19 protein-coding genes are annotated in these 20,471 nt (G+C 44.2%); 11 read left to right on the top strand and 8 right to left on the bottom strand.

Translation table 11 applies throughout. The features are described 5' to 3' along the window. The first annotated feature begins 26 nt into the window (after positions 1-26). Both C3B73_RS12465 and C3B73_RS12460 read left to right on the top strand, forming a co-directional pair. Positions 27-326 (top strand): isoamylase early set domain-containing protein, encoded by a 300-nt coding sequence (locus C3B73_RS12465; RefSeq protein WP_103665940.1) that lies wholly within the window; start codon positions 27-29, stop codon positions 324-326. Between the two features lie 82 nt (positions 327-408). Then, positions 409-1,191, top strand: coding sequence for a biotin--[acetyl-CoA-carboxylase] ligase (locus tag C3B73_RS12460; RefSeq protein WP_103665939.1), 783 nt, complete (start codon positions 409-411; stop codon positions 1,189-1,191). 62 nt (positions 1,192-1,253) lie between these two features. On the opposite strand, the gene C3B73_RS12455 is transcribed toward C3B73_RS12460, so the two are convergent. Next, positions 1,254-2,480 (bottom strand): aminotransferase class I/II-fold pyridoxal phosphate-dependent enzyme, encoded by a 1,227-nt coding sequence (locus C3B73_RS12455; RefSeq protein WP_103665938.1) that lies wholly within the window; start codon positions 2,478-2,480, stop codon positions 1,254-1,256. Positions 2,481-2,681: 201 nt separating this feature from the next. After that, entirely contained in the window at positions 2,682-4,073 is a 1,392-nt protein-coding gene (locus C3B73_RS12450) for a choice-of-anchor B family protein (RefSeq protein ID WP_103665937.1), read from the bottom strand. 157 nt (positions 4,074-4,230) lie between these two features. Between C3B73_RS12450 and C3B73_RS12445 the strand changes: the two genes are divergently transcribed. Then, positions 4,231-4,755 carry a DUF2062 domain-containing protein gene (locus tag C3B73_RS12445; protein ID WP_103665936.1) on the top strand — a complete coding sequence of 175 codons (525 nt, stop codon included), beginning with the start codon at positions 4,231-4,233 and terminating at the stop codon, positions 4,753-4,755. 4 nt (positions 4,756-4,759) lie between these two features. Beyond that, positions 4,760-6,604, top strand: coding sequence for a TIGR03545 family protein (locus C3B73_RS12440; protein WP_103665935.1), 1,845 nt, complete (start codon positions 4,760-4,762; stop codon positions 6,602-6,604). Between the two features lie 48 nt (positions 6,605-6,652). On the opposite strand, the gene C3B73_RS12435 is transcribed toward C3B73_RS12440, so the two are convergent. Both C3B73_RS12435 and C3B73_RS12430 read right to left on the bottom strand, forming a co-directional pair. Then, on the bottom strand, positions 6,653-7,324 hold the full coding sequence (locus C3B73_RS12435; protein WP_103665934.1) for an alpha/beta hydrolase: 672 nt from the start codon (positions 7,322-7,324) through the stop codon (positions 6,653-6,655). 47 nt (positions 7,325-7,371) lie between these two features. Then, entirely contained in the window at positions 7,372-8,313 is a 942-nt protein-coding gene (locus C3B73_RS12430; protein ID WP_103665933.1) for a VOC family protein, read from the bottom strand. Between the two features lie 170 nt (positions 8,314-8,483). On the opposite strand from C3B73_RS12430, the gene C3B73_RS12425 reads away from it, so the two are divergent. Then, a complete protein-coding gene (locus C3B73_RS12425; RefSeq protein WP_103666195.1) occupies positions 8,484-9,719 on the top strand; it encodes a M48 family metallopeptidase in 1,236 nt (411 codons plus the stop codon). 12 nt (positions 9,720-9,731) lie between these two features. On the opposite strand, the gene C3B73_RS12420 is transcribed toward C3B73_RS12425, so the two are convergent. Continuing rightward, positions 9,732-11,027 (bottom strand): sensor histidine kinase, encoded by a 1,296-nt coding sequence (locus tag C3B73_RS12420; RefSeq protein ID WP_103665932.1) that lies wholly within the window; start codon positions 11,025-11,027, stop codon positions 9,732-9,734. A gap of 189 nt (positions 11,028-11,216) precedes the next feature. Here C3B73_RS12420 and C3B73_RS12415 point away from each other — a divergent pair, with 189 nt between their 5' ends. From C3B73_RS12415 to C3B73_RS12390, 6 genes are all read left to right on the top strand, one after another. Beyond that, positions 11,217-12,338: a trans-sulfuration enzyme family protein gene (locus tag C3B73_RS12415; protein ID WP_103665931.1), complete on the top strand. Its 1,122-nt coding sequence runs from the start codon at positions 11,217-11,219 to the stop codon at positions 12,336-12,338. An 82-nt stretch (positions 12,339-12,420) separates the two neighbouring features. Then, the gene (locus tag C3B73_RS12410) at positions 12,421-12,909 is read left to right on the top strand and encodes a thioredoxin family protein (RefSeq protein ID WP_157939502.1); all 489 of its coding nucleotides are present in this window, start codon (positions 12,421-12,423) and stop codon (positions 12,907-12,909) included. Next, the gene (locus C3B73_RS12405; protein ID WP_103665929.1) at positions 12,910-13,296 is read left to right on the top strand and encodes a hypothetical protein; all 387 of its coding nucleotides are present in this window, start codon (positions 12,910-12,912) and stop codon (positions 13,294-13,296) included. A gap of 76 nt (positions 13,297-13,372) precedes the next feature. Then, the gene (gene hutU, locus C3B73_RS12400) at positions 13,373-15,022 is read left to right on the top strand and encodes a urocanate hydratase (RefSeq protein WP_103665928.1); all 1,650 of its coding nucleotides are present in this window, start codon (positions 13,373-13,375) and stop codon (positions 15,020-15,022) included. Between the two features lie 72 nt (positions 15,023-15,094). Next, complete coding sequence (gene hutI / locus C3B73_RS12395) at positions 15,095-16,324, top strand: imidazolonepropionase (RefSeq protein WP_103665927.1); 1,230 nt, start codon at positions 15,095-15,097, stop codon at positions 16,322-16,324. After that, entirely contained in the window at positions 16,306-17,292 is a 987-nt protein-coding gene (locus C3B73_RS12390; RefSeq protein WP_103665926.1) for a formimidoylglutamase, read from the top strand. Before hutI ends, C3B73_RS12390 begins: the two co-directional genes overlap by 19 nt. Before the next feature lie 6 nt (positions 17,293-17,298). Here C3B73_RS12390 and C3B73_RS12385 read toward each other — a convergent pair whose 3' ends face one another. The 3 genes from C3B73_RS12385 to tsf all read right to left on the bottom strand — a co-directional run bounded on the left by C3B73_RS12385 (position 17,299) and on the right by tsf (position 20,447). Continuing rightward, entirely contained in the window at positions 17,299-18,639 is a 1,341-nt protein-coding gene (locus C3B73_RS12385) for a cellulase family glycosylhydrolase (protein WP_103665925.1), read from the bottom strand. 179 nt (positions 18,640-18,818) lie between these two features. Then, on the bottom strand, positions 18,819-19,583 hold the full coding sequence (pyrH, locus tag C3B73_RS12380) for a UMP kinase (protein ID WP_103665924.1): 765 nt from the start codon (positions 19,581-19,583) through the stop codon (positions 18,819-18,821). 30 nt (positions 19,584-19,613) lie between these two features. Continuing rightward, a complete protein-coding gene (gene tsf, locus C3B73_RS12375; RefSeq protein ID WP_103665923.1) occupies positions 19,614-20,447 on the bottom strand; it encodes a translation elongation factor Ts in 834 nt (277 codons plus the stop codon). Between the last annotated feature and the right edge of the window lie 24 nt (positions 20,448-20,471).

Below are 20,471 nucleotides of genomic sequence, written 5' to 3'. Positions count from 1 at the left end.
TCACTCATTGAAGAAAATTTATTGTTATGATCTCAAAAGAATTCACGCCAAAACGTACAGTGTGTAAAGTAACTTTGACCCTGCCTGAAAATTGGGCAGAAAAAGAGGTAGTTGTTGCCGGCAGTTTTAACGATTGGGACACCCGATCAGAAAAGCTTGAAAAGAAAAAAGGTAAATGGACAACTACACTTCGCCTGAAGCCTGAAAATGAGTACCGGTTCAAGTATTTGATAGACGGAGAGCGGTGGGAAAATGACGATGCTGCTGATGAGTATGTGCCTAACGAATTTGGCACGGAAGACTCGGTTGTCAAGATCGGAGAATAACACATAAGACTTTAGGGAAGAGTCCCGGAATTCTGTTACATTCAGATTTAAAGTAATAGTAAACCGGAATTCCTTAAGCCTCGTGTTTAATAAAGATACATTTGAGAATAAACTGGCTACCTCCTGGTTGGGGCGTAGCCTTTATTTTTTTGAGGAACTACCCTCTACGAATACCTTTGCCAAAAAGTTAAAGGAAGATGGGGTTCTGCATGGCACCTTAGTGCTAACTGATGTTCAGAGCAGGGGGCGCGGGCAGCATGAACATGAGTGGATCGTTGAGCCGGGACAAAACCTTACCTTCAGTCTGGTTTTTCAGCCGGGTAATGCTAACAGGCTTAACCTGTTAACCCTGACTTGTGCGTTGTCGGTGAAAGATACCATAGAAAACCTTACCGGGGTCGATGCCCAGATCAAGTGGCCTAATGATGTGTTGGTTAAGGGAAAAAAACTCTGCGGAATTTTGACCGAAACGGTATTTATAGGAAATAAACTGGATCGCGTGGTGGTAGGAATAGGGTTGAACGTCAATCAGCAGAAGTTTTCCGGGGAAGCACTTAAAGGGGCGACTTCTCTAAAAATTGAAACCGGAGATGATCTCAACAGAGAATCGTTGCTGGCTCACCTGGTTCAGGATATTGAATATAAATACCGGCTGTGGAGTCAGCAGGATGCTGAATTACTTAAAAATATCAATAGGTCACTGACGGGTTATGGTAAATGGGTCAGCCTCAAAGTTGATGGAAAGCAGCTGCCGGGTAAATTTAAGTTTTTGGGGGCCAATACTAACGGAGAGCTGATCGCCTTGAATTCTGATTTGGATGTGAAATCCTTCGCGTTTGAGCAAGTGCGCGTAGTTCCTCTATAAAAAAACCCGTTCAGCTTTCACTAAACGGGTTTCAATATCACTTTAATTAAGTGCAATCGCTATTAAGCACTCAGTTTTTCAGCGGCTTCAAACACATAATCTTTGATGGCTTCAAAAGCCTTCAGTGTTTTCTCGATGTGGGCATCGTTGTGAGCGGCTGTCGGAATGAGGCGGATCAGTACGGTCCCTTTTGGTACAACCGGGTAGGCCACACCGCTTACGAATACGCCATGTTCTTCTCTAAGTTTGCGCATAATATCCTGGCAAAGGTCCGTACTTCCTTTGGTCAATACAGGTGTAACCGGACTTTCAGATGGCAGAACGGTATAACCGATCTCCATAAGGCCTTCCCTAAGTTTCAGGGTATTATTCCAAAGTTTTTCTCTCCACTGTGGATTGTCTTTGATCATCTGCAACCGTTTGCGAGCTGTCACAACTATTGGCAGTGGCAGTGATTTAGCGAATACCTGACTTCTGGAATTGGCTTTCAGGAATTCGATCACTCTTGGCTCGGAAGCAATAAACGCTCCGATCAGTGCAAAGGATTTGGCAAAGGTTCCAAAATAGACGTCAATCCCGTCCTGAACACCGAGGTGAGTTCCGGTTCCGGAACCGTCTTCTCCCATGGTTCCTACACCGTGGGCATCATCTACCATTAATCTGAATGGTACTTCTTTTTTGAGTTCAATGATCTCTTTTAAAATACCGAGGTCACCGGTCATGCCAAACACCCCTTCAGTAACAACCAGAATGGAGGTGTTTTCTTTCATTTTCTTTTTGGCACGAAACAGCTGCTTTTTGAAGCTCTCGATATCGTTGTGCTTGAAAACGAATTTTTCGGCCATTGACAGCTGCTTACCATCAACAATACAGGCATGACTCAATTCGTCATAGATCAGAATATCATTACGATCGACCAGGGCATGAATGGCACTCATGATTCCCTGATACCCAAAGTTCAGTAACTGCGCTTTTTCTTTATGAACAAAGGCTGCCAGTTCTTCTTCCAGTAACTCATGTTCAGTAGAATTACCGGTCATAAGGCGGGCACCCATAGGAGCACTGAGGCTGTACCTTTCAGTTGCTTCTGTGTCCGTTTTTTTGATCTCTTCATTACTCCCAATGCCCAGGTAGTCGTTGATACTCCACACGACCATATCTTTGCCGTTGAATTGCATTTCCGGGCCTAAAGGTCCTTCTAATTTTGGGAATGTGTAATAACCGTAACCTTCGGAAGTAAACGGCCCCAATGGACTTGGGCGGGTTTCTAATTTGTCAAATAGATCCATAAAGTTGCGCTGTTTTTCGCTGTATTACTATTTTTTTCGGTACGTTTCACCGTTTTAAAAATCGTGCAAAAGGTAAGCAAATATAGTGGTACCTCAAAGAAAGGAGGGGCTTTCGGCCACTTCTTAATATTTGGGAAATATGCTGATTGAATACCATGAATTTGAGGATAATGAACACTTTGACCCTGTTAATTGGTCAGGTCAGAGTCTTGGTCTGACTATAAAAAGCCCGGTTTCAATGTCGCTGAGTACCACCATTCCACTTTCAAAGTAAGGGTAGTTACTCCAGGTGCCGTCGAATGTCGAACCATCGGAGGTTGGCTGAGTATCAAAATAAGCCACCCGTTCAAGGTCTCCGTTTGCCACGTTGGAAATATCCATGATCTGTAATCCGGCGTTGTAATTCGCCTGATACACGTACTCTCCTTTTATATAAAGGTTGTGATCAATTGAGAATGTCTCGTGCTCGTAATAACCGATAAACTGTGGTTCATCCAGATTCCGTACATCCCAGATATAGGTCTTGGTATTGCGCATCAGGTTGCGTTCATCCAGTTCATCGTTCATAAGAAAGTAAGAGCGGTCTTCGGTTAGCCACCCCTGATGAGAGTACTGCATATTAGCCTGACCCTTCAGGCTGATCGTAATAGGATTCTCTTTATCGCTTACATCAGAAATAAGAACATCACCCTCGGCTGAGTTGAAACAGACTTCTTTTCCGGTGTGGTCACTATCCGGCCCGTCGTAGATGATGCACTGTGCATCGTGCACGTAACCGGGGGCAATGGCATAACTGGTGGCAGGTTCAATATAACATCCGGCGAAGCTTGGTTTTTTTGGATCCTGAACATTGATTATATGTAAGCCGGACTCATCACTGCTACCACAAACCTCAGCCTGTGTAACACCGGTGGCATAGGCAAATCCACTTGCTTCGTTTATCACAATATTGTGAGCCGATGCAAGGCGATCATACAAGGCATCATGCTCCAGTGTCATGACCTCGTCGCTGTATTCTCTGAGTTTGGTTAGATCAAGAACTTGCATGCCATGTGGCTGGGCGTCACTGACCACAAATGCGTGATCGTTATAGACCTTTATGTCTCGCCAGGATGACCCCTGACTGATGGCCTTTGACCGTTCAGTCGCTCCCAACCCTAAATTACAGGCCGGGTATTCAGTTGGGAGAATGGTTTTATACTTGCTTCTGAGATTTGATTCCGGCAGCCGTGCCACTACTACCGGTTCTGCAGGTTCACTGATGTCAACAAAAACAACACCATTGGTTAAACCAACCAGGGCATACTCTTTTTCTGTTTCAGGATCTGTCCAGCCCCAGATATCGTTCAAATAAACACCACCCTGAGCCTCGGTTAGTTCATAAATGTTCAGGTGAGCAAAGAGATCAACATTGCTGCAATCATAATTCAAGGCCTTACCATCCTCGCAGGGAAAAGGAGCTTCGATCTGATCTTTAGTACCATCAGAGAATGCATTTGGATCTTCGTTGGTTGATGAGGTTTCACAAGCCGTAAGAAGCACTAAGGCTACCGGTACGCCGAGAAATACTGAAATGCGGGATAAAGATGACATAAGTTGAATGGAGTGGCTTTGATTAGGGTATTTAATATAACTAATTCAGCATTGTTCCCAATAAAGAGATAGGTAACGTCTTTTTATTGTAGAATGAGAAGTTAATAGCATTTTGGTTATTTTAGATCGAAGTTCAGATTAAAACGAAAAGGGTACTATGTTCCTGATTTTAAAATATCTTGCAAAGCTGATGAAAGCATTAGCCTCAGAAGCCTCACCATCGCAAATTGCGGGAGGGATGATCCTGGGGATGATCATTGGGCTTACACCGTTCATGTCACTCCATAATCTTTTTATTGTTGTACTCATCCTTGTGCTTAGGGTAAATATAGGTATGGCGCTACTTTCCTTTATGATCTTTAGTGGAGTGGCTTATCTGGCAGATCCGCTGTTTCACAGTTTTGGCGTGTGGTTACTGGAACTTGAGGGGATGCAGGAAACCTATGTGAGCATGTACAACAACGAATGGTGGGCTCTTACTAAGTTCTATAATACCGTGGTGATAGGGAGCTTTGTTACGGCTGCAGTACTTTCAGTTCCGGCCTTTCCCGTTTTCAGAATACTGGTACTTCAGTACCGGGAGAAGATCCATGCAAAAGTACAGAAATGGAAAGTGGTTCAGGCATTTAAATCAACGAACCTGTATTCAATTTATAAAACAGTAAGCCGGGTGAGAGGATAGTATTATGAGATTAGGAGGAGTAGTTACCATATTAGTATTGATCGGTCTCGGTTTTGCCGCTGCATATTTTATCACGGACGACTGGATAGAAAGCAACGTGGAATATCAGGCCAGTGTGATGAACGAAGCCAAGGTCGAGTTTGATGGATTTGAGTTCAGTTTGTTGAACCTGAAACTAAAATGGGATCGGCTTCAGGTGGCAAATAAGAACAACACCATGGAAAACACTTTTGAGACCGGTGAAACCGAATTCAGTATGCAATTCTGGCCCCTAATTCTGGCTAATAAGGTGGTAGTTGATAACGTGAAACTGACGGGATTTGAGTTAGCCACAGAACGAGAAACAGATGGATATTTTGAAGTCCCTGAAACGGAGGTGGATGAAGAGCCGGGGTTTATTTACTCGGTGGTAGATCAGGTGGCCGGACAGGCACAGAAAAATGCACAGGTTAAGTTCACAGAAATACGAAGCGACCTTAACGTAGACAGCCTGATGGCTAAAGTGGATATTCGGACCGATGACAAAGTGGATTCCCTCAGAAACGGAATTCAGCAAACCTATACCAAATGGGACAGCACCTTTAATAATACCAACATCAGTGATGAGATCGCTCAGATCAATCAAACCATAGATGGCATCAAGGTTCAGGAATTCAAAGATCCCAAGAATGTAGTGAGTTCGATCGAGCAGGTAAAAAAGCTGAAAGGTCAGGTTGATTCACTGCGAAATCGAGCCGAAACACTAAAGCAGAATTTTCAAAATGATTATGGCACCACGCGCGATGAGATCTCTCAGATCGATAACTGGATACAGGATGACTTTCAGCGGGCGGTGAATGTGGCTCAGCTGCCGGACCTTGATGTGCAGAACATAGGGAAAGCATTATTCGGTGAGAACCTGCTGGGTGATTATGCGGTGTACCTTGAATATGTGGCCTTAGCCAGAGAGTACGGTAGTCGGTTTGTAGGAAGTGATGAAGAGACGGAGAAAATTCCAAGATACGAAGGTGTGGATTATCACTTCACAGACAAGTATGATCTCCCCGATCTTTGGTTCAGAAATATTGAACTGTCCGGAAAAACACTAACGGGGATCGCTATAAGCGGACAGGTCACAGATATCAGTAATGATCAAGAAAAAGCGGGTGAACCGATCCGGTTTAATATTGGGGGACAGGATGAAAATCAGGTAAACCTTAGTTTGAACGGTGAATTCAATTATCTGGAAGATAAACCCCGGGAAAGCTTCGAGATGAATTACTCAGGCTTTACCCTCGCGAATACCAAACTATCCGGCTCAGACCTGTTACCCTATGATCTGCAGACAGGAAAAGGAAATGTGAACGTCTCACTGGATCTTATCGACAAGCGTATTGACAGCCGGATCGATTATATAGCGAACGAGCTCAGTTTTGACTTTGCATCAGCCGGTGAACCTAAAAATCAGTTAGAATCATTGATCAGAAGGTCCATCTCATCTACAGATGAAATTGATGTAACAGCATTGGTTGATAATGTGGAAGGCCCTCTGCGGATTAGGCTCAGATCTAATATTGATGATCTTTTCATGAACGCTTTACGGCAAACAGTAAGTGAAGAAGTTGCTGAAGCCCGCCGTAAGATAGAAGCTGAGGTTCAGCGACAGGTAGCCGGTAAGAAAGAAGAACTGGCAGCATTTAAAAGCGAGAAGGAAGCTGAGATCATGGAGCGCTACAATGCTATTCAGGAAAAGATCCGCGAGCAGGTTGAGAAGGTTGAGCAGAAGCAAAAGGAGCTTGAAGAGAAGAAAAAAGAACTGGAAGACGCTCTCAAGAATAAGATCAAGGACCGAATTGGTATTGATTACTAATTCAGTCACTTGATCATCGATTTGGTCAGAAGCTCAGGTTCCCTGAATTCAGGAATTGAGGATGTGATTGATGTGATCGATCTCATCACGATTTACAGTATGCCCCATACCCGGATATAGCTTTTTGGTTACATTGGCATTCAACAGTGAAAAGATCTCTTCCGACTCATTCACGCGTTCTTTTGGAATGTGAGGATCAACATCGCTGCAACCCATAAAAATAGGTGTACCTTTAAGGTCTCCCTCATAATCCTTTGGGTCAACGGAGTTACCGGTTCCGATCAGTCCGCCACTTAGAGCAACAAGACCACCATATTTATTTGGATGCCGTGCTACGAACTCAGAGATCAGGCAAGCACCTTGTGAGAACCCTAGTAAGTAAATGTTTTCCTCGCTGATTCCCTCCTCCTTCAGTTCCTGCACTATGTCATAGATCTTTTTCAGGGCTGAGGAAAGATTGGGTTCATTGTTTTCGGAAGGTGCCATAAAAGAGTACGGATACCAGGTATTTTGGGATGCTTGTGGAGCCCTGAGGGTTAATTTTTTATCTGTATCAAACTCATCAGTAAGGGTGAGGATACTTTCTACAGTGGCTCCACGCCCATGAATAAGGATCATAGCAGCATCTGCCTCAGACGCATTCACGCCACCTTTCAGGGTAGGTGTGGATTGATGTGGGCCTGTGAATTGGTTGTTATCGGTTGCTTTGAATAAACTCATTGAATTATGTGCTGTACAAATTTCTATTCTATTTAGTGGATCTTATCTCAGGCTTTTGCGGCTACACTTATCTCAGGTAAGATCTGTTCGATACGGTCTCTTTTGGATTCCAGCCATGGTGGCAGAATGAGTTTTTCGCCAAGGTGTTCAAACTCCTCATCCACGGTGTATCCGGGATCATCAGAAGCCATTTCAAACAAGACTCCGGCCGGAATGCGGTAATAAACCGACTTGAACCAATGGCGGTCGATGATCTGTGTTGGACTTAATCCCTTTTTGCCAACTTTTTGGCGAAGTTCATCAAGCTCTTCCTGATCTTCTGCACGGAACGCAATATGATGGACAATGCCTCTTCCATTGGTTCCATATTCAGCCTTTTCAGCTACTTCAATGATAACGTTACGTCCGATAGGAGCATCTGTCTGATACAGGGTTTGGTTACCTTCGGTAGCCGCTTCCTTAAAACCAAATAAGTCACCAAGTAACATTTCGGTCTGCTGTTTTTCGGTGAGTAACATGCGTGCTCCCCAGAAACCCTGAATGGTGTATTGAGCCGGCACTATATAGTCCACATTCTTTACCTCAGGCTTGGCTTCTCCTTCAAAAACCAGATCCAGTTCCAGGCCATCAGGGTCTTCAAATCGCAAGGCTTCCCGGCCAAATACCTCCACAGATTCAAAAGGAACCTCATGATCCTTAAGCCGTTGCTCCCAATATGATCTCGAGTTTTGAGGGACCTGAAGTCCTACATTGGTGACTTCCCCAACGCCGGCTTTACCTTTTTGTGCCATCGGCCAAGGAAAGAAGGTTAGGCTTGAACCGGGTTCGGCTGCCTGATTTCCATAGAAAAGATGATACGTACCCGGATCATCCTGATTGACTGATTTCTTGACCAGCCTCATACCCAGCTTGTTGGTATAAAATTCGACATTTAGCTGTGCCTCTCCGGCCAGTACGGTTATGTGATGTATGCCTTTGTGATGTTTCATGACGTTTGGTATTAGTTTGTTTTGCTATCACAACGATAAGGTACGAAGTATCATTCAATAGTTTAACATTAAACTAATTTGTTTTATTTATGAGGCTGATCAGATTCACCGAGTCATATTTCAGTGCTTTATTTGTACCTTTGAGTGAATTTAAAAACTCTTGTAAATTTATGAATATCTACGCGATCATCATTCTGGCTACCATTGCCTTAGATTTTATTCTTGATCTGGTTTCAAATTATCTCAACCTGAGGTCTCTATCCAAAGAACTGCCGGATGAGTTTGAGGGAGTGTATGATGAAGATACCTACGCAAAATCTCAGGAGTACACCAAAGTTAGAACCCGTTTTGGATTTATCACCGGTGGGTTCGACCTGGCATTGGTCCTTGGATTCTGGTTTTCGGGAGGCTTCAACTGGCTGGATCAGATCGTCAGAGCCTGGGGTTTTGGGGAGCTGCTGACCGGTTTGATCTACATTGGAATTCTTATCGTGGCTAAGATGATCATCAATTTGCCTATCAGTATTTATTCAACATTTGTGATCGAAGCGAAGTTTGGCTTCAATAAGACGACACCCAAAACTTTTGTCATGGATCTGGTGAAAGGGCTCGGGCTTAGCTTAGTGATCGGAGCTCCATTACTGGCAGGTATCCTTTGGTTCTTTATGTATGCCGGTGAACTTGCCTGGTTATATGCCTGGGGTGCGGTGACCGCATTTACACTGATCATGCAGTATGTGGCTCCAACCTGGATCATGCCATTATTTAATAAATTCACCCCGCTCGAAGAAGGAGAATTGCGAACCGCGATCGAAGACTACACGGAAAAAGTGGACTTTCCACTGCAGGGATTGTTTGTCATAGATGGTTCAAAACGATCGAGTAAATCAAACGCTTTTTTCACGGGATTTGGTAAGAACAAGCGGGTTGCTTTATATGACACCCTCATTGAAAATCATACCAATGATGAATTGGTGGCCGTGCTGGCTCACGAGATCGGTCACTATAAGAAAAAGCATATCATTAAAGGCATGGTGACCAGTATCATTCAGACCGGAGTCATGTTCTTTTTGCTTTCCATATTCCTGAATGCGGAGGGACTGTTTGACGCATTCTACATGGAACAGATGTCCGTGTATGCCGGACTGATCTTTTTTGGAATGCTGTATGCACCCATAGATATGATATTATCTGTATTTATGCAGATCCTTTCCAGAAAGCATGAATTTGAAGCGGATTCTTTTGCGGCAGATACCACCGGCAGGCCTGAAGATATGGTGTCAACGCTGAAAAAATTATCTAAAGATAATCTCTCTAATCTGACTCCGCATTGGTTCTATGTTTGGCTCAATTATTCGCATCCACCGGTGCTGGAAAGAATCAGAGCGATCAGAAACGATCGATAAGGCCAGGTCAGGTCATCCGCTGCTACTTCCGGATGAATCTGTGATATTGAATATCAATTCAAAGTAAACACCGGAAGTATCATCCCGGTTTTTGTATTCATAATCACCATCAAGCTGGTGAGACAAGGTTTGGATGAGTTCAAATCCAAGCGAACTTTCAGATCCGGAGTCGGCACGGTGGTTAAACCCAGAGCCATTATCTGAGATCCTTAGATTCAATTTTGGGCCGTTCTTTTTGAGTGATACGGAGATCAATCCTTCATACTGTTCACTGAAAGCATGCTTAAGCGAATTGGTAACTACTTCGTTGACGATCAGGCTGCAGGGTACCGCCTGGTTTATATTTAACTTTACAGAATCAAGATCGAACTCGGTTCGAACCGAATGCCCATCACTCATTGATTCAATGATAGTTCGGATCAGATTTTTGAGTCCCGTTTTAAAGTCCATTTTGGAAAAGCTTCGGGACTGATAAAGTTGCTCGTGAATACTCGCCATCGATTTGATGCGCATGGTGCTGTCCATCAATTTCTTCTGAAATTCTTCATCCGTTTCTTTAAACGACTGAATTTGAAGCATACCCGACACCACGGCCAGATTATTTTTGACACGGTGATGAATTTCTGCGAGCAGGGTCTCTTTTTCAGATAAGGACGATTCTAATTCATCTTTATGGGTCACCAGATTCTTCTTGAGACGATATTGTGACTCTATCGTTTCCTGCAGACCGCTGAAGAGCATAGGCATGAAGATGACAGCAACCGTACTAAGCAACACGGAGTTGGCAGAAATGGATAACCACGAAGCTACCTGATAGTTTTCCCTGAGTGGATAGTCCACCATCCCGGCATAAATAAAGTACGCCTGCAACAAACAGATCAGTATGTTGATGAATATGGTCAAGACACCGGCATAAGTTGGCAGGATCAATAATGAAAAAACGGTAACCCCAAACAGGTAGGTAAGTCCTGCTCCGTGATGTCCCATAAAAAAGATCAGAATAAAAGAGACGGAGTAAAGCAGGGTAAGGAAAAGAAACTTCCTGAGATCAATGTTTAGTCGCTGGTATAGGGTGATGACAGTGATCGCGATACCAAACAAAACGTATGAGATAGCAAGTGTTTTGATCCCCAGTGTATAAACAACGATCGCGGAGGGAATCAGAGTTAGCAAACCAAAAGGAAACAGGTAAATTAGAATAGTCGCAAACAGTTTATTTCTCCAGTAGTCGATACCATCAGTTTTGGATGTATCTCCTATTATATTGCTGCGTACCCTTATTTTGTATGATTCCCAGGATTTGATCACAAAGAAAGGATCTGTTTTGCCGGTTATATCAGTTTATCTGTAAACCAAAGTGAATTTGAGCTCAAATATACAGGAAATTGTCAGTAGTGCAAGAAAACTAAGGGGGCACTTACTTGTAGTAACAAATGAAAATGTATGTGAGCTAAATTGTTTATTTTAGGCTAACCAAAATTCAGGAATACACCGATTATGAAACACATTGAGACCATTGCCATACACGGGAGCATGAAAGCCCACGACAAACCAAATGACACGGTTGTGCCGGGCATTGAAGTATCCACGATCTATGAGCACCGTAATGGCAGCTACCAGGAAGGGGACGATAAATACATACGTTTGTCTAACCCAAACCGGCAGCAGCTTGAAAATGTGATCGCTGAACTGGAACATGGAAGTCATTGTGCTGTTTTTGCCTCAGGAATGGCGGCTATTTCATCTGTTTTTCAAACCATCGAGCCCGGTTCGCATGTGATGGTAGCTAAAGATGTGTATTTCGGTACCCGAAAACTGATGTGGGAGTTTGGTGAAAAATGGGGCCTTGAGGTTGAATTCGTTGACATGACGGATCTGGATGCAGTGGAAGGATCCCTTAAAGACAATACTAATTTTGTGTGGCTGGAAACGCCCTCCAACCCACGATTACTGATCACTGATGTGAAAGCTGTCAGTAAGCTGGTAAAATCAAAAGGAGCAGTGGTAGCCGTGGATAACACCTGGCCTACGCCATACAATATGCGTCCGCTTGAACTTGGAGCGGATATTTCGGTTCACTCAACCACAAAATATTTAGGTGGACACAGCGATATTCTTGGAGGAGCCGTCATCACAAATGATACAACACTGTTTGAAAAAGTACGATTGATACAGCGGGTTCAGGGCGCTGTGCCATCACCCCGGGACGCCTGGCTGTTAAGCCGAAGCATCCGTTCGTTTCCTTACAGAATGCGGGCACATAACGAGAATGCCCGAAAAGTGGCTGAATTTTTAAGCAACCATTCCAAGGTAAAAGATGTGTTCTATCCGGGACTTGAATCTCATAAAGGCCATGAGATCGCCAAATCCCAGATGGATGATTTTGGAGGGATGATATCCTTTCTGATCGACGGTGGAGCTAAAAATGCCGTAGAGATCGTAGGGCGTTCTAAACTGATCATTGCTGCAACCAGCCTGGGTGGGATCGAGAGTATTTGGGAGCATAGGAAGTCTTCGGAAGGACCCGATTCGCCATCCCCTGAAAACCTGATCCGATTGAGTGTAGGATTGGAACACCCGGATGATATAATAGCAGATATTGAACAAGCGTTAGCTTAAGGGTCTGTTCAAAATAAGAAAGAATAAATTGTTAGATAATTTTATGATTCATAATAAGATAATTGCGTGTACAATAATATTAATGGTTGCTTTCAGCACGGTTGGGAAGGCTCAAACAGAAGATGCACAGAGCGAAGATAGGTCCGCCCAGGAAATGTTTGACTGGGTTAGCTTTGATGAAGCAAAAGAAATGGCGGCAGAGGATGGTAAAAAGATCCTTGTTTATGTGAATGCACGCTGGTGTGGCTATTGCAAAAAAATGGAAAATGAGGTGTTCGTAAAGGAAAGCATACAGGAACTCACGGCCGATTACTTTTATCCGGTATGGTTAGATCTGGATGTGGAAGATGAGTACCTGACCTTTGCTGACAGCCGGCTCAGCCACAGAGCTTTTGCTCAAAAATTGGGAGCTTACAGTACGCCTACGTTTATTTTCTTTGAAGCAAATGAGGATATCATTGCTGGTCAGCCCGGGTTCCTGGAAGAGGATATCTATTCTACCATATTAAAATTTATTGGTACCAGTGCCTACGAACAACAGTCCTTCACAGAATTCATTGAAAAAGAATAAATGAAGGGTCCGGCTAAATATCTTTATGCAGTAAGTGGCTTGTTATATATCCTGATCGGTCTGAGTATTAGTTTCTACCCTCAGGAAACCGGCAGGATCTTTGGGACAGCCTCACAGTATGGTGTAGATCTATTGCTTATGAAAGTAGTTGGGGCACTCATCTTCGCCTTTGGAGTCACAAATATAATGGTATGGCGAGCCGGATCTGCTTCAAAAGCGATCACGTTGGGAAATGCCATGATGGCCCTCATTATAAGCGGACAATTTCTGAAATTCATACTGTCACAGGATGGTGTTGGCGGTCATTTCTGGGTTGTGACTTCGATCTTTTCTTTATTCACAATTGGGTTCATCTACACATTCTTTACCTCTTCCACGTCGCCATAATTTTGGGATGAGCTTTCGCTTCTCTTAGTGTATATTCCTGCTGTAGTTAATGTTACAGGAATATAAATAATGAACCATGCCAAGAACGATTAAAGCACCAACCGGAACCGAGTTACACTGCAAAAGCTGGCTAACGGAAGCTCCATTCAGAATGATCCAGAATAATCTTGATCCGGATGTAGCAGAAAAACCTGATGAGTTGGTGGTATATGGCGGGATCGGAAAAGCCGCAAGGAATTGGGAAAGTTTTGAAGGTATTCTTCAATCACTAAAGAATATGAGTGATGAGGAAACTTTGTTGGTTCAATCAGGAAAACCGGTGGGGATCTTCAAAACTCACAAAGATGCACCACGAGTATTGATCGCCAATTCAAATCTGGTACCCAAGTGGGCCAACTGGGATCATTTCAACGAACTCGATAAGAAAGGCCTGATGATGTACGGACAAATGACGGCAGGTTCCTGGATCTACATTGGCAGTCAGGGTATTGTACAGGGAACTTACGAGACCTTTGTCTCCATGGCTAAGAAACATTTTGGTGGAGACCTTTCAGGAAAGTGGGTGCTAACAGCAGGACTTGGTGGAATGGGAGGGGCTCAACCTTTAGCTGCTAAAATGGCGGGTGCCAGCATGCTGGCTGTTGAATGCCGGGAATCCCGCATTGACTTTCGGTTGCGCACAGGATATGTGGATAAAAAGGCGAACTCTCTTGATGAGGCCTTGGAGATCATTCAGCAATCGGTTCAGGATAAAAAACCGGTAACCGTAGGCTTGCATGGTAACGCGGCCGATATCTACCCAAAGTTACTTGAACGAAATATCATGCCGGATGCAGTGACGGACCAAACCAGCGCCCACGATCCGTTGAATGGATACCTGCCATTGGGGATGTCGGTTGAAGAGTGGGAAGAGAAGCAGAAATCTCACCCTAAAGAAGTGATGGAGCAAGCCAGAAAGTCTATTGCGGTACAAGTCAGGGCTATGCTTGAATTTCAGAAAAAGGGTTTACCGGTCTTTGATTATGGAAATAATATCCGGCAGGAAGCTTTTGACGTAGGGGTTAAGGATGCGTTCAATATTCCGGGTTTTGTTCCGGAGTATATTCGTCCGCTTTTCTGCAGGGGCATTGGGCCATTCCGTTGGGCTGCACTATCAGGAGATCCTGAGGATATTTATAAAACGGATGCAAAAGTAAAAGAACTGATCCCCGATGATCCTCATCTGCACAACTGGCTGGATATGGCCAAAGAGCAAATTCATTTTCAGGGATTACCTTCAAGAATATGCTGGGTAGGCTTAGGTCAGCGTCATAAATTAGGCCTGGCTTTCAACGAAATGGTTCGAAACGGCGAACTGAAAGCACCGGTGGTCATAGGTCGTGACCATTTGGATTCCGGTTCTGTAGCCAGCCCCAACCGTGAAACAGAGGGGATGAAAGACGGATCGGATGCGGTATCTGACTGGCCGATCTTGAATGCATTACTGAATACTTCTTCAGGAGCAACATGGGTTTCCTTCCACCACGGAGGCGGAGTGGGGATGGGCTTCTCTCAGCACGCCGGTCTCGTGATTGTCTGTGATGGAACCGAAGATGCGGATCGCAGACTGGAGCGCGTTCTTTGGAATGATCCGGCTACCGGAGTCATGCGGCATGCAGATGCCGGGTACGACATTGCGGTGGATTGTGCGAAGGAGTATCAGTTAAAACTCCCGTTTTTGAAATAAATACATTGCCATGTTGGGGTGTATCGCGACACGCCCCAATGTGAAAATCTGGTCACATAAATCGAATTGAGCATGTCTAACCTTCTTATTCAAAACATATCACAAATTGCCACGCCTAAACCTGGAGTGGTACGGGGTAAAGGTCTCAGAGATCTTACTATTCACAAAAATGCTGCCATCTACATTGTAGATGGTTTCATTGTGGCTGTTGGTTCGCTTCATGATGTTTTGGAAAAAGTAGAAGGGCACCCTGACATTCTGGATGCCGAGGGTAAAGCTGCGGTTCCCGGTTTTGTTGACTCACATTCACACCTGGTTTTTGGAGGGAATCGCGCGGATGAATTTGCTATGCGTTCGGCCGGGATGAGTTATGAGGAAATTGCAGAACGGGGTGGAGGTATTGTATCCACTGTGGAGTCTACCCGAAAAGCTTCAAATGAGGAATTGAAGAATCTGGGCCGAATTCGTTTGCAAAAAGCCCTGAAGCAGGGAATTACCACCATGGAGGTCAAAAGTGGATATGGCCTGGATCTGGAAACAGAACGCAAGATGCTGGAAGTGATAAATGAGTTGAAGCAGGAACAGCCGATTGAACTAACAGCTACCTTTCTGGGAGCTCATGCCGTTCCAAAAGATCTCAGCAAGGAGGAATATCTGGATCAGGTTCTGGAGATGATCCCTGAAGTTGCAGAGCTTGCAGAGTATTGTGATGTGTTTTGTGAAAAAGGATATTTCACGGTTGATGAAACCCGGAAAGTATTTGAAAAAGGCCTTGAATATGGACTGAAACCAAAACTACACACCAATCAGTTCAATGATATTGGCGGGGTGGAAATGGCATTGGAACTAGGGGCAGTTTCTGTGGATCATCTTGAGGTATTGTCTGATAAGGATATCAATAAGATCGCAGCTACTGAAACCGTTGCCACGGTATTACCGGGGGTATCTTATTTCCTAAATATTCCCTATTCCCCGGCGCGAAAATTATTGGATGCCGGAGCCTTGGTCGCTTTGGCAACGGATTTCAATCCCGGTTCATCCATGACCATTTCGATGCAGTTACTGATGAGTATGGCTTGTACAAAAATGGGGATGTCGGTGGAAGAAGCGTTAAGCTGTGCCACTCAAAATGGAGCAAAGGCATTGGAAAAAGAAAAGATCGGTTGCATAAGCCGGGGTTATCAGGCAGATATTTTGTTGCTGGATACAGACAACTATAACGATCTTGCCTACTTTTTTGGAGAAAATCACGTGCATACAGTTATTAAAAAAGGGAAAGTGGAATGGGCATCGAGAGGATAAAAGAGCATTTGCAACCGGTAAAGGATAAACTGAAAAATATGCGTTCGCATGATGAGCGCGACCATTGGGTGGTGAATGAAATTGGTTTTGAGGATGCAGATTACCAAAAGGCTGACCACATACTGGTAGGATGCCCTCAACATGAAGGTGTGCAGCGCAATAATGGAAGAATTGGTGCGGCGGAGGCTCCGGATAAGATCAGGGAACAACTCTATAAATTACAGATGCCGGAAAATTCCGGTATTCGGATCTTTGATGCGGGTAATATCAAAACAGATATCTTTAATAACATTGCCGAGGATGATATCCTTGATGATGAAGAGTCTTCTGACGCCCTGGATCGGATTCATGATGCCCTCACCCAAGCAGTAGAGACCTTTCTCAGAGATGGTAAGAATGTGATCGTATTAGGTGGTGGAAATGATATTTCATTTGCCGACGTACGTGCTCTGTCGAATACCGTTAGTGAATGTTCGGTTATTAATGTGGATGCCCACCTTGATATGCGAATAGCCGATGAGATGACGAGTGGTACTCCATACAGAAAACTGGTTGAGGGCAATTATCTTAAACCTGGTAATTTTTATGAATTTGGTATCCGTAGGGAGAGCAATTCTAAACAATATCTTGAAGATGCCGAAAAGCAGGGAACCCATACGTACTATCTTCCGGATATTCTAAAGGAAGGTGCCTCTGCGTCTTTTAAGAAAGTATTAAGCAGTATCGGTGATAGTCCGTTCTTTTTTGGGTTAGATATGGATGTGATTCAAGCTGCTGATGCCCCGGGAACCAGTGCATCTTCACCCATGGGACTTTCAGGCAGGGAAGTGATTGATATGGTGTATCAGGCTCGGCAAAAGGAAAATATGAGGATCCTTGAGGTCACCGAAACAAATCCCACTTACGATATTGACAACCGAACGGTAAAGCTGGTGGCTCAGATCATTTACGGTTATCTGCTGGGGTAAGCTTTGCTATTTGATAAGCATCATCTTCCTGGTGATGGTCTGCGCATTAGTTTGTAATCGGTACATATACAGCCCACTGGTGAGGTTATCTCCATTAAATGGAACCGTATATGTTCCGGCAGCCTGACGACTGTTTATTATCTGAGCAACTTCCTGCCCCAAACTATTGAATATGGTTAGTGTGACCTCTGCAGGTTCTGTCAATGAGTAAGTTATCTGTGTGGTGGGGTTAAAAGGATTGGGATAATTTTGTTTTAGTGAGATCTCTGTTGGAAGGGTTTCATCATTGCCCAAACTTGTGGAAACAGCGCCATCCAGATAAGGTTCTAAAAGCGCCATTTGTGGCTTATCATCACCATTACTGTAAGGTTCTATAGAGAGAAAATAGCTGTTACCCCACCACGGGCCGGCTGCCCACCAGGTCCAGGCCATATAAACATCCTTATTGTCTTCCAGATATTCCAGCATGTCTGTAATGGCTGCATTACAGGTAGAATTGGAGGCTGCACCAAATTCAGCCAGGAAACCAACCTTGTCATGTTCCCTCAGCCATTCTGTGAATCCCTCAAGACGCTGAGCACCAATGGTTGAATTCACACAGGTTTGTGAAGCTCCTGAAGAGTTGCTATCCAGGTATTGATGAACTTCAAATGCTATGTTATCTATAGGATCAGTGATCTCGAGCATGGCCTCAGTATTTGGGGTGCCGTACCAGTTATCGTTCCATGAATGAGCGCCGGTCCACCCGTTACCGGGTACGGTGATCAGGTTTTCGGCACCTGTCTCCCGAATTGCAGCGATCGCAGCATTGGCATTATCTCTCCATACCTCGGTCGACATATCATGCGGCTCATTCACCAGACCGAACATTACATAAGGATTATCTTTGTACACTTCAGCTACTTTAGCCCAAAAGTCAGCAAAGGCCTCTCTTGGAACCCCGCCCTGACCAACAACCTCACCGTAATATCTTGAGTAATTATGAGGGTTAAGCAGTACATAAGCTCCTTTAGCGGTAGCATAATTAACAATACTGTTCATCCGGGAAAGTTCTGTTTGATGAAGTTCAGCAAATTGTTCCCGTTGTAATCGCTCCCATCTGAAACCAATTCTGAAAACATTCATGCCTTTATCCGTGAAGTAATCTATCTCTTCCTCGTTGGGATAGATGTAATCAGATCCATAATTTCCGGGTAAATTTCCCTCACCAAATTCAGCCCCGGCCAGATTTACTCCTTTAAGAAATTCAGTTTTCTGGGCTTGTACATCGTTTACTAAAGTCAGGGTGATCAGGGCAGTAACAAGAAAGAACCTGAACAGAATAAATATCTCTCTTAAATAAGACATAATTTTTGCTTTACAGATTTTGGGAGACAGGGGAGTGCAGTGGCCACGTTGTTAAGCAGGGGCTCAAATGCACACCAAACTGCAAAGCATTAAATAACATCGAGAGGTGAAAGTTCCTCTTTCTAATGTTAGAAAAAGAAAGAGGCAGTTTCAGAATAGGTCAAAAAACGAATTAAGGTTTAATCCCAGTTAACGGTAGTACCTACATCTTCTCCGTCAACAACGATCTTCTTAAGATTGCCGTTTTTGTTCATATTGAACACGATGATAGGAGTCTTATTTTCGCGGCATAAAGTAAATGCCGTCAGGTCCATAACAGAAAGGCGTCGTTTAAGAACTTCATCACCGGTAATTTGATCAAATTTAGTAGCATCCCCGTTTTTCTCAGGATCAGAATCAAAGATCCCATCAACGCGGGTGCCTTTCAGGATCACATCGGCTTCGATCTCGATGGCACGGAGGGAGCCGGCTGTATCTGTAGTGAAATAAGGATTCCCGGTTCCGGCTCCAAATATAACCACACGGCCTTTTTCGAGGTGTCGAACCGCTCGTCGGCGAATGTAGGGTTCGGCGATCGCTTCCATTCGAATGGCACTCATAAGGCGGGTCTGAACGCCGATCTGTTCGAGGGCATCTTGCAGGGCCATACTGTTGATCATAGTGGCAAGCATGCCCATATAATCACCCTGAACGCGATCCATACCTTGGGTAGCTCCTTTAACTCCACGAAAAATGTTTCCACCCCCAATCACGATAGAAACCTGAACTCCGGCTTCCTGAATGGATTGGATCTCTTTAGCGTATGTGCTCAGGATATCGGCATCAATACCATGCCCCTGTTCACCTAATAAAGCTTCACCGCTGAGTTTAAGAAGTACTCGGTTGTATTTATTTCCCACGTTATTCTCGAATTTGAAATTATAAGACAAAAAAAAGGCTGCCATTTCTGACAGCCTTAAGGTAAAAAAAATTATTTAAGCGTTTTCGCCAAGTTGAAGTCGGCTGAACGCTTTAACGAGAGGCGCATCGTTCTGTTCCAGATATTCTTTCACAGAAACGCTGTTATCCTTCACGAATTTTTGCTCTAGCAGTACGCGTTCTTCGTAGAAACGACGCAGTTTACCTTTGGCAGCCTGCTCAGCGATGTGTTCAGGTTTTCCTTCGTTCAATAACTGATCTTTAGCGATCTCAAGCTCTTTTTCAACCAGAGATGAGTCAACACCATCGCGGGTAACAGAAAGAGGCTTCATAGCCGCAACCTGCATAGCCACGTCTTTTCCGATCTCATCGTCAGTAAGGTCGCCGTCAAATTCAGCCAGTACACCTAATTGGTTACCAGGGTGAATGTAAGAGATCAGAGTTCCGTCAGTAGTCATTAATACCACATTATTGATCTCGATCTTCTCACCGATCTTACCAACCATCTCTTCGAGATGTTTTTCGATGGTAAGGCCGTCAACTTCTACTTTAAGCAGATCGTCAGCGTTGTCGATGTCGTTATCAAACGCAGCGTTAAGGAAGGTTTCAGCATCTTCCTGAAACTCTTCGTTTCTGGCTACGAAATCCGTTTCACAGTTGATCTCGATTAGAGCAGCTTTTTTCTTGTCGTCGCTGATGCGGCTCAGGATCAATCCCTGATTGGCTTCACGGTCAGCTCTTTTCTCGGAAACTTGCTGTCCTTTTTTGCGCAGATATTCAACCGCCTGGTCGAAATCACCATCTGCTTCGGCGAGGGCTTTCTTACAATCCATCATGCCCGCCCCGGTCATGTCTCTAAGTTTTTTTACGTCAGCAGCAGAAATACTCATTTTCTGAATAGTATTTAAAAGTTG

The sequence above is a fragment of the Gracilimonas amylolytica genome (assembly GCF_002911695.1).
GTDB classification, from domain to species: Bacteria; Bacteroidota; Rhodothermia; order Balneolales; family Balneolaceae; genus Gracilimonas; species Gracilimonas amylolytica.
The sequence above is the reverse complement of the archived record's forward strand: the minus strand, read 5'-3'. Positions and strand labels throughout refer to the sequence as shown.

What these genes read in the sequence shown, in the direction of transcription:
- pyrH (WP_103665924.1), bottom strand. Translation starts at nt 19,583, where the DNA reads ATGGCAGCCTTTTTTTTGTCTTATAATTTCAAATTCGAGAATAACGTG.
- C3B73_RS12410 (WP_157939502.1), top strand. Translation starts at nt 12,421, where the DNA reads ATGGTTGCTTTCAGCACGGTTGGGAAGGCTCAAACAGAAGATGCACAG.
- C3B73_RS12430 (WP_103665933.1), bottom strand. Translation starts at nt 8,313, where the DNA reads ATGAAACATCACAAAGGCATACATCACATAACCGTACTGGCCGGAGAG.
- C3B73_RS12425 (WP_103666195.1), top strand. Translation starts at nt 8,484, where the DNA reads ATGAATATCTACGCGATCATCATTCTGGCTACCATTGCCTTAGATTTT.
- C3B73_RS12450 (WP_103665937.1), bottom strand. Translation starts at nt 4,073, where the DNA reads ATGTCATCTTTATCCCGCATTTCAGTATTTCTCGGCGTACCGGTAGCC.
- C3B73_RS12440 (WP_103665935.1), top strand. Translation starts at nt 4,760, where the DNA reads ATGAGATTAGGAGGAGTAGTTACCATATTAGTATTGATCGGTCTCGGT.
- C3B73_RS12455 (WP_103665938.1), bottom strand. Translation starts at nt 2,480, where the DNA reads ATGGATCTATTTGACAAATTAGAAACCCGCCCAAGTCCATTGGGGCCG.
- C3B73_RS12405 (WP_103665929.1), top strand. Translation starts at nt 12,910, where the DNA reads ATGAAGGGTCCGGCTAAATATCTTTATGCAGTAAGTGGCTTGTTATAT.
- C3B73_RS12435 (WP_103665934.1), bottom strand. Translation starts at nt 7,324, where the DNA reads ATGAGTTTATTCAAAGCAACCGATAACAACCAATTCACAGGCCCACAT.
- C3B73_RS12465 (WP_103665940.1), top strand. Translation starts at nt 27, where the DNA reads ATGATCTCAAAAGAATTCACGCCAAAACGTACAGTGTGTAAAGTAACT.
- tsf (WP_103665923.1), bottom strand. Translation starts at nt 20,447, where the DNA reads ATGAGTATTTCTGCTGCTGACGTAAAAAAACTTAGAGACATGACCGGG.
- hutI (WP_103665927.1), top strand. Translation starts at nt 15,095, where the DNA reads ATGTCTAACCTTCTTATTCAAAACATATCACAAATTGCCACGCCTAAA.
- C3B73_RS12445 (WP_103665936.1), top strand. Translation starts at nt 4,231, where the DNA reads ATGTTCCTGATTTTAAAATATCTTGCAAAGCTGATGAAAGCATTAGCC.
- hutU (WP_103665928.1), top strand. Translation starts at nt 13,373, where the DNA reads ATGCCAAGAACGATTAAAGCACCAACCGGAACCGAGTTACACTGCAAA.
- C3B73_RS12390 (WP_103665926.1), top strand. Translation starts at nt 16,306, where the DNA reads ATGGGCATCGAGAGGATAAAAGAGCATTTGCAACCGGTAAAGGATAAA.
- C3B73_RS12415 (WP_103665931.1), top strand. Translation starts at nt 11,217, where the DNA reads ATGAAACACATTGAGACCATTGCCATACACGGGAGCATGAAAGCCCAC.
- C3B73_RS12385 (WP_103665925.1), bottom strand. Translation starts at nt 18,639, where the DNA reads ATGTCTTATTTAAGAGAGATATTTATTCTGTTCAGGTTCTTTCTTGTT.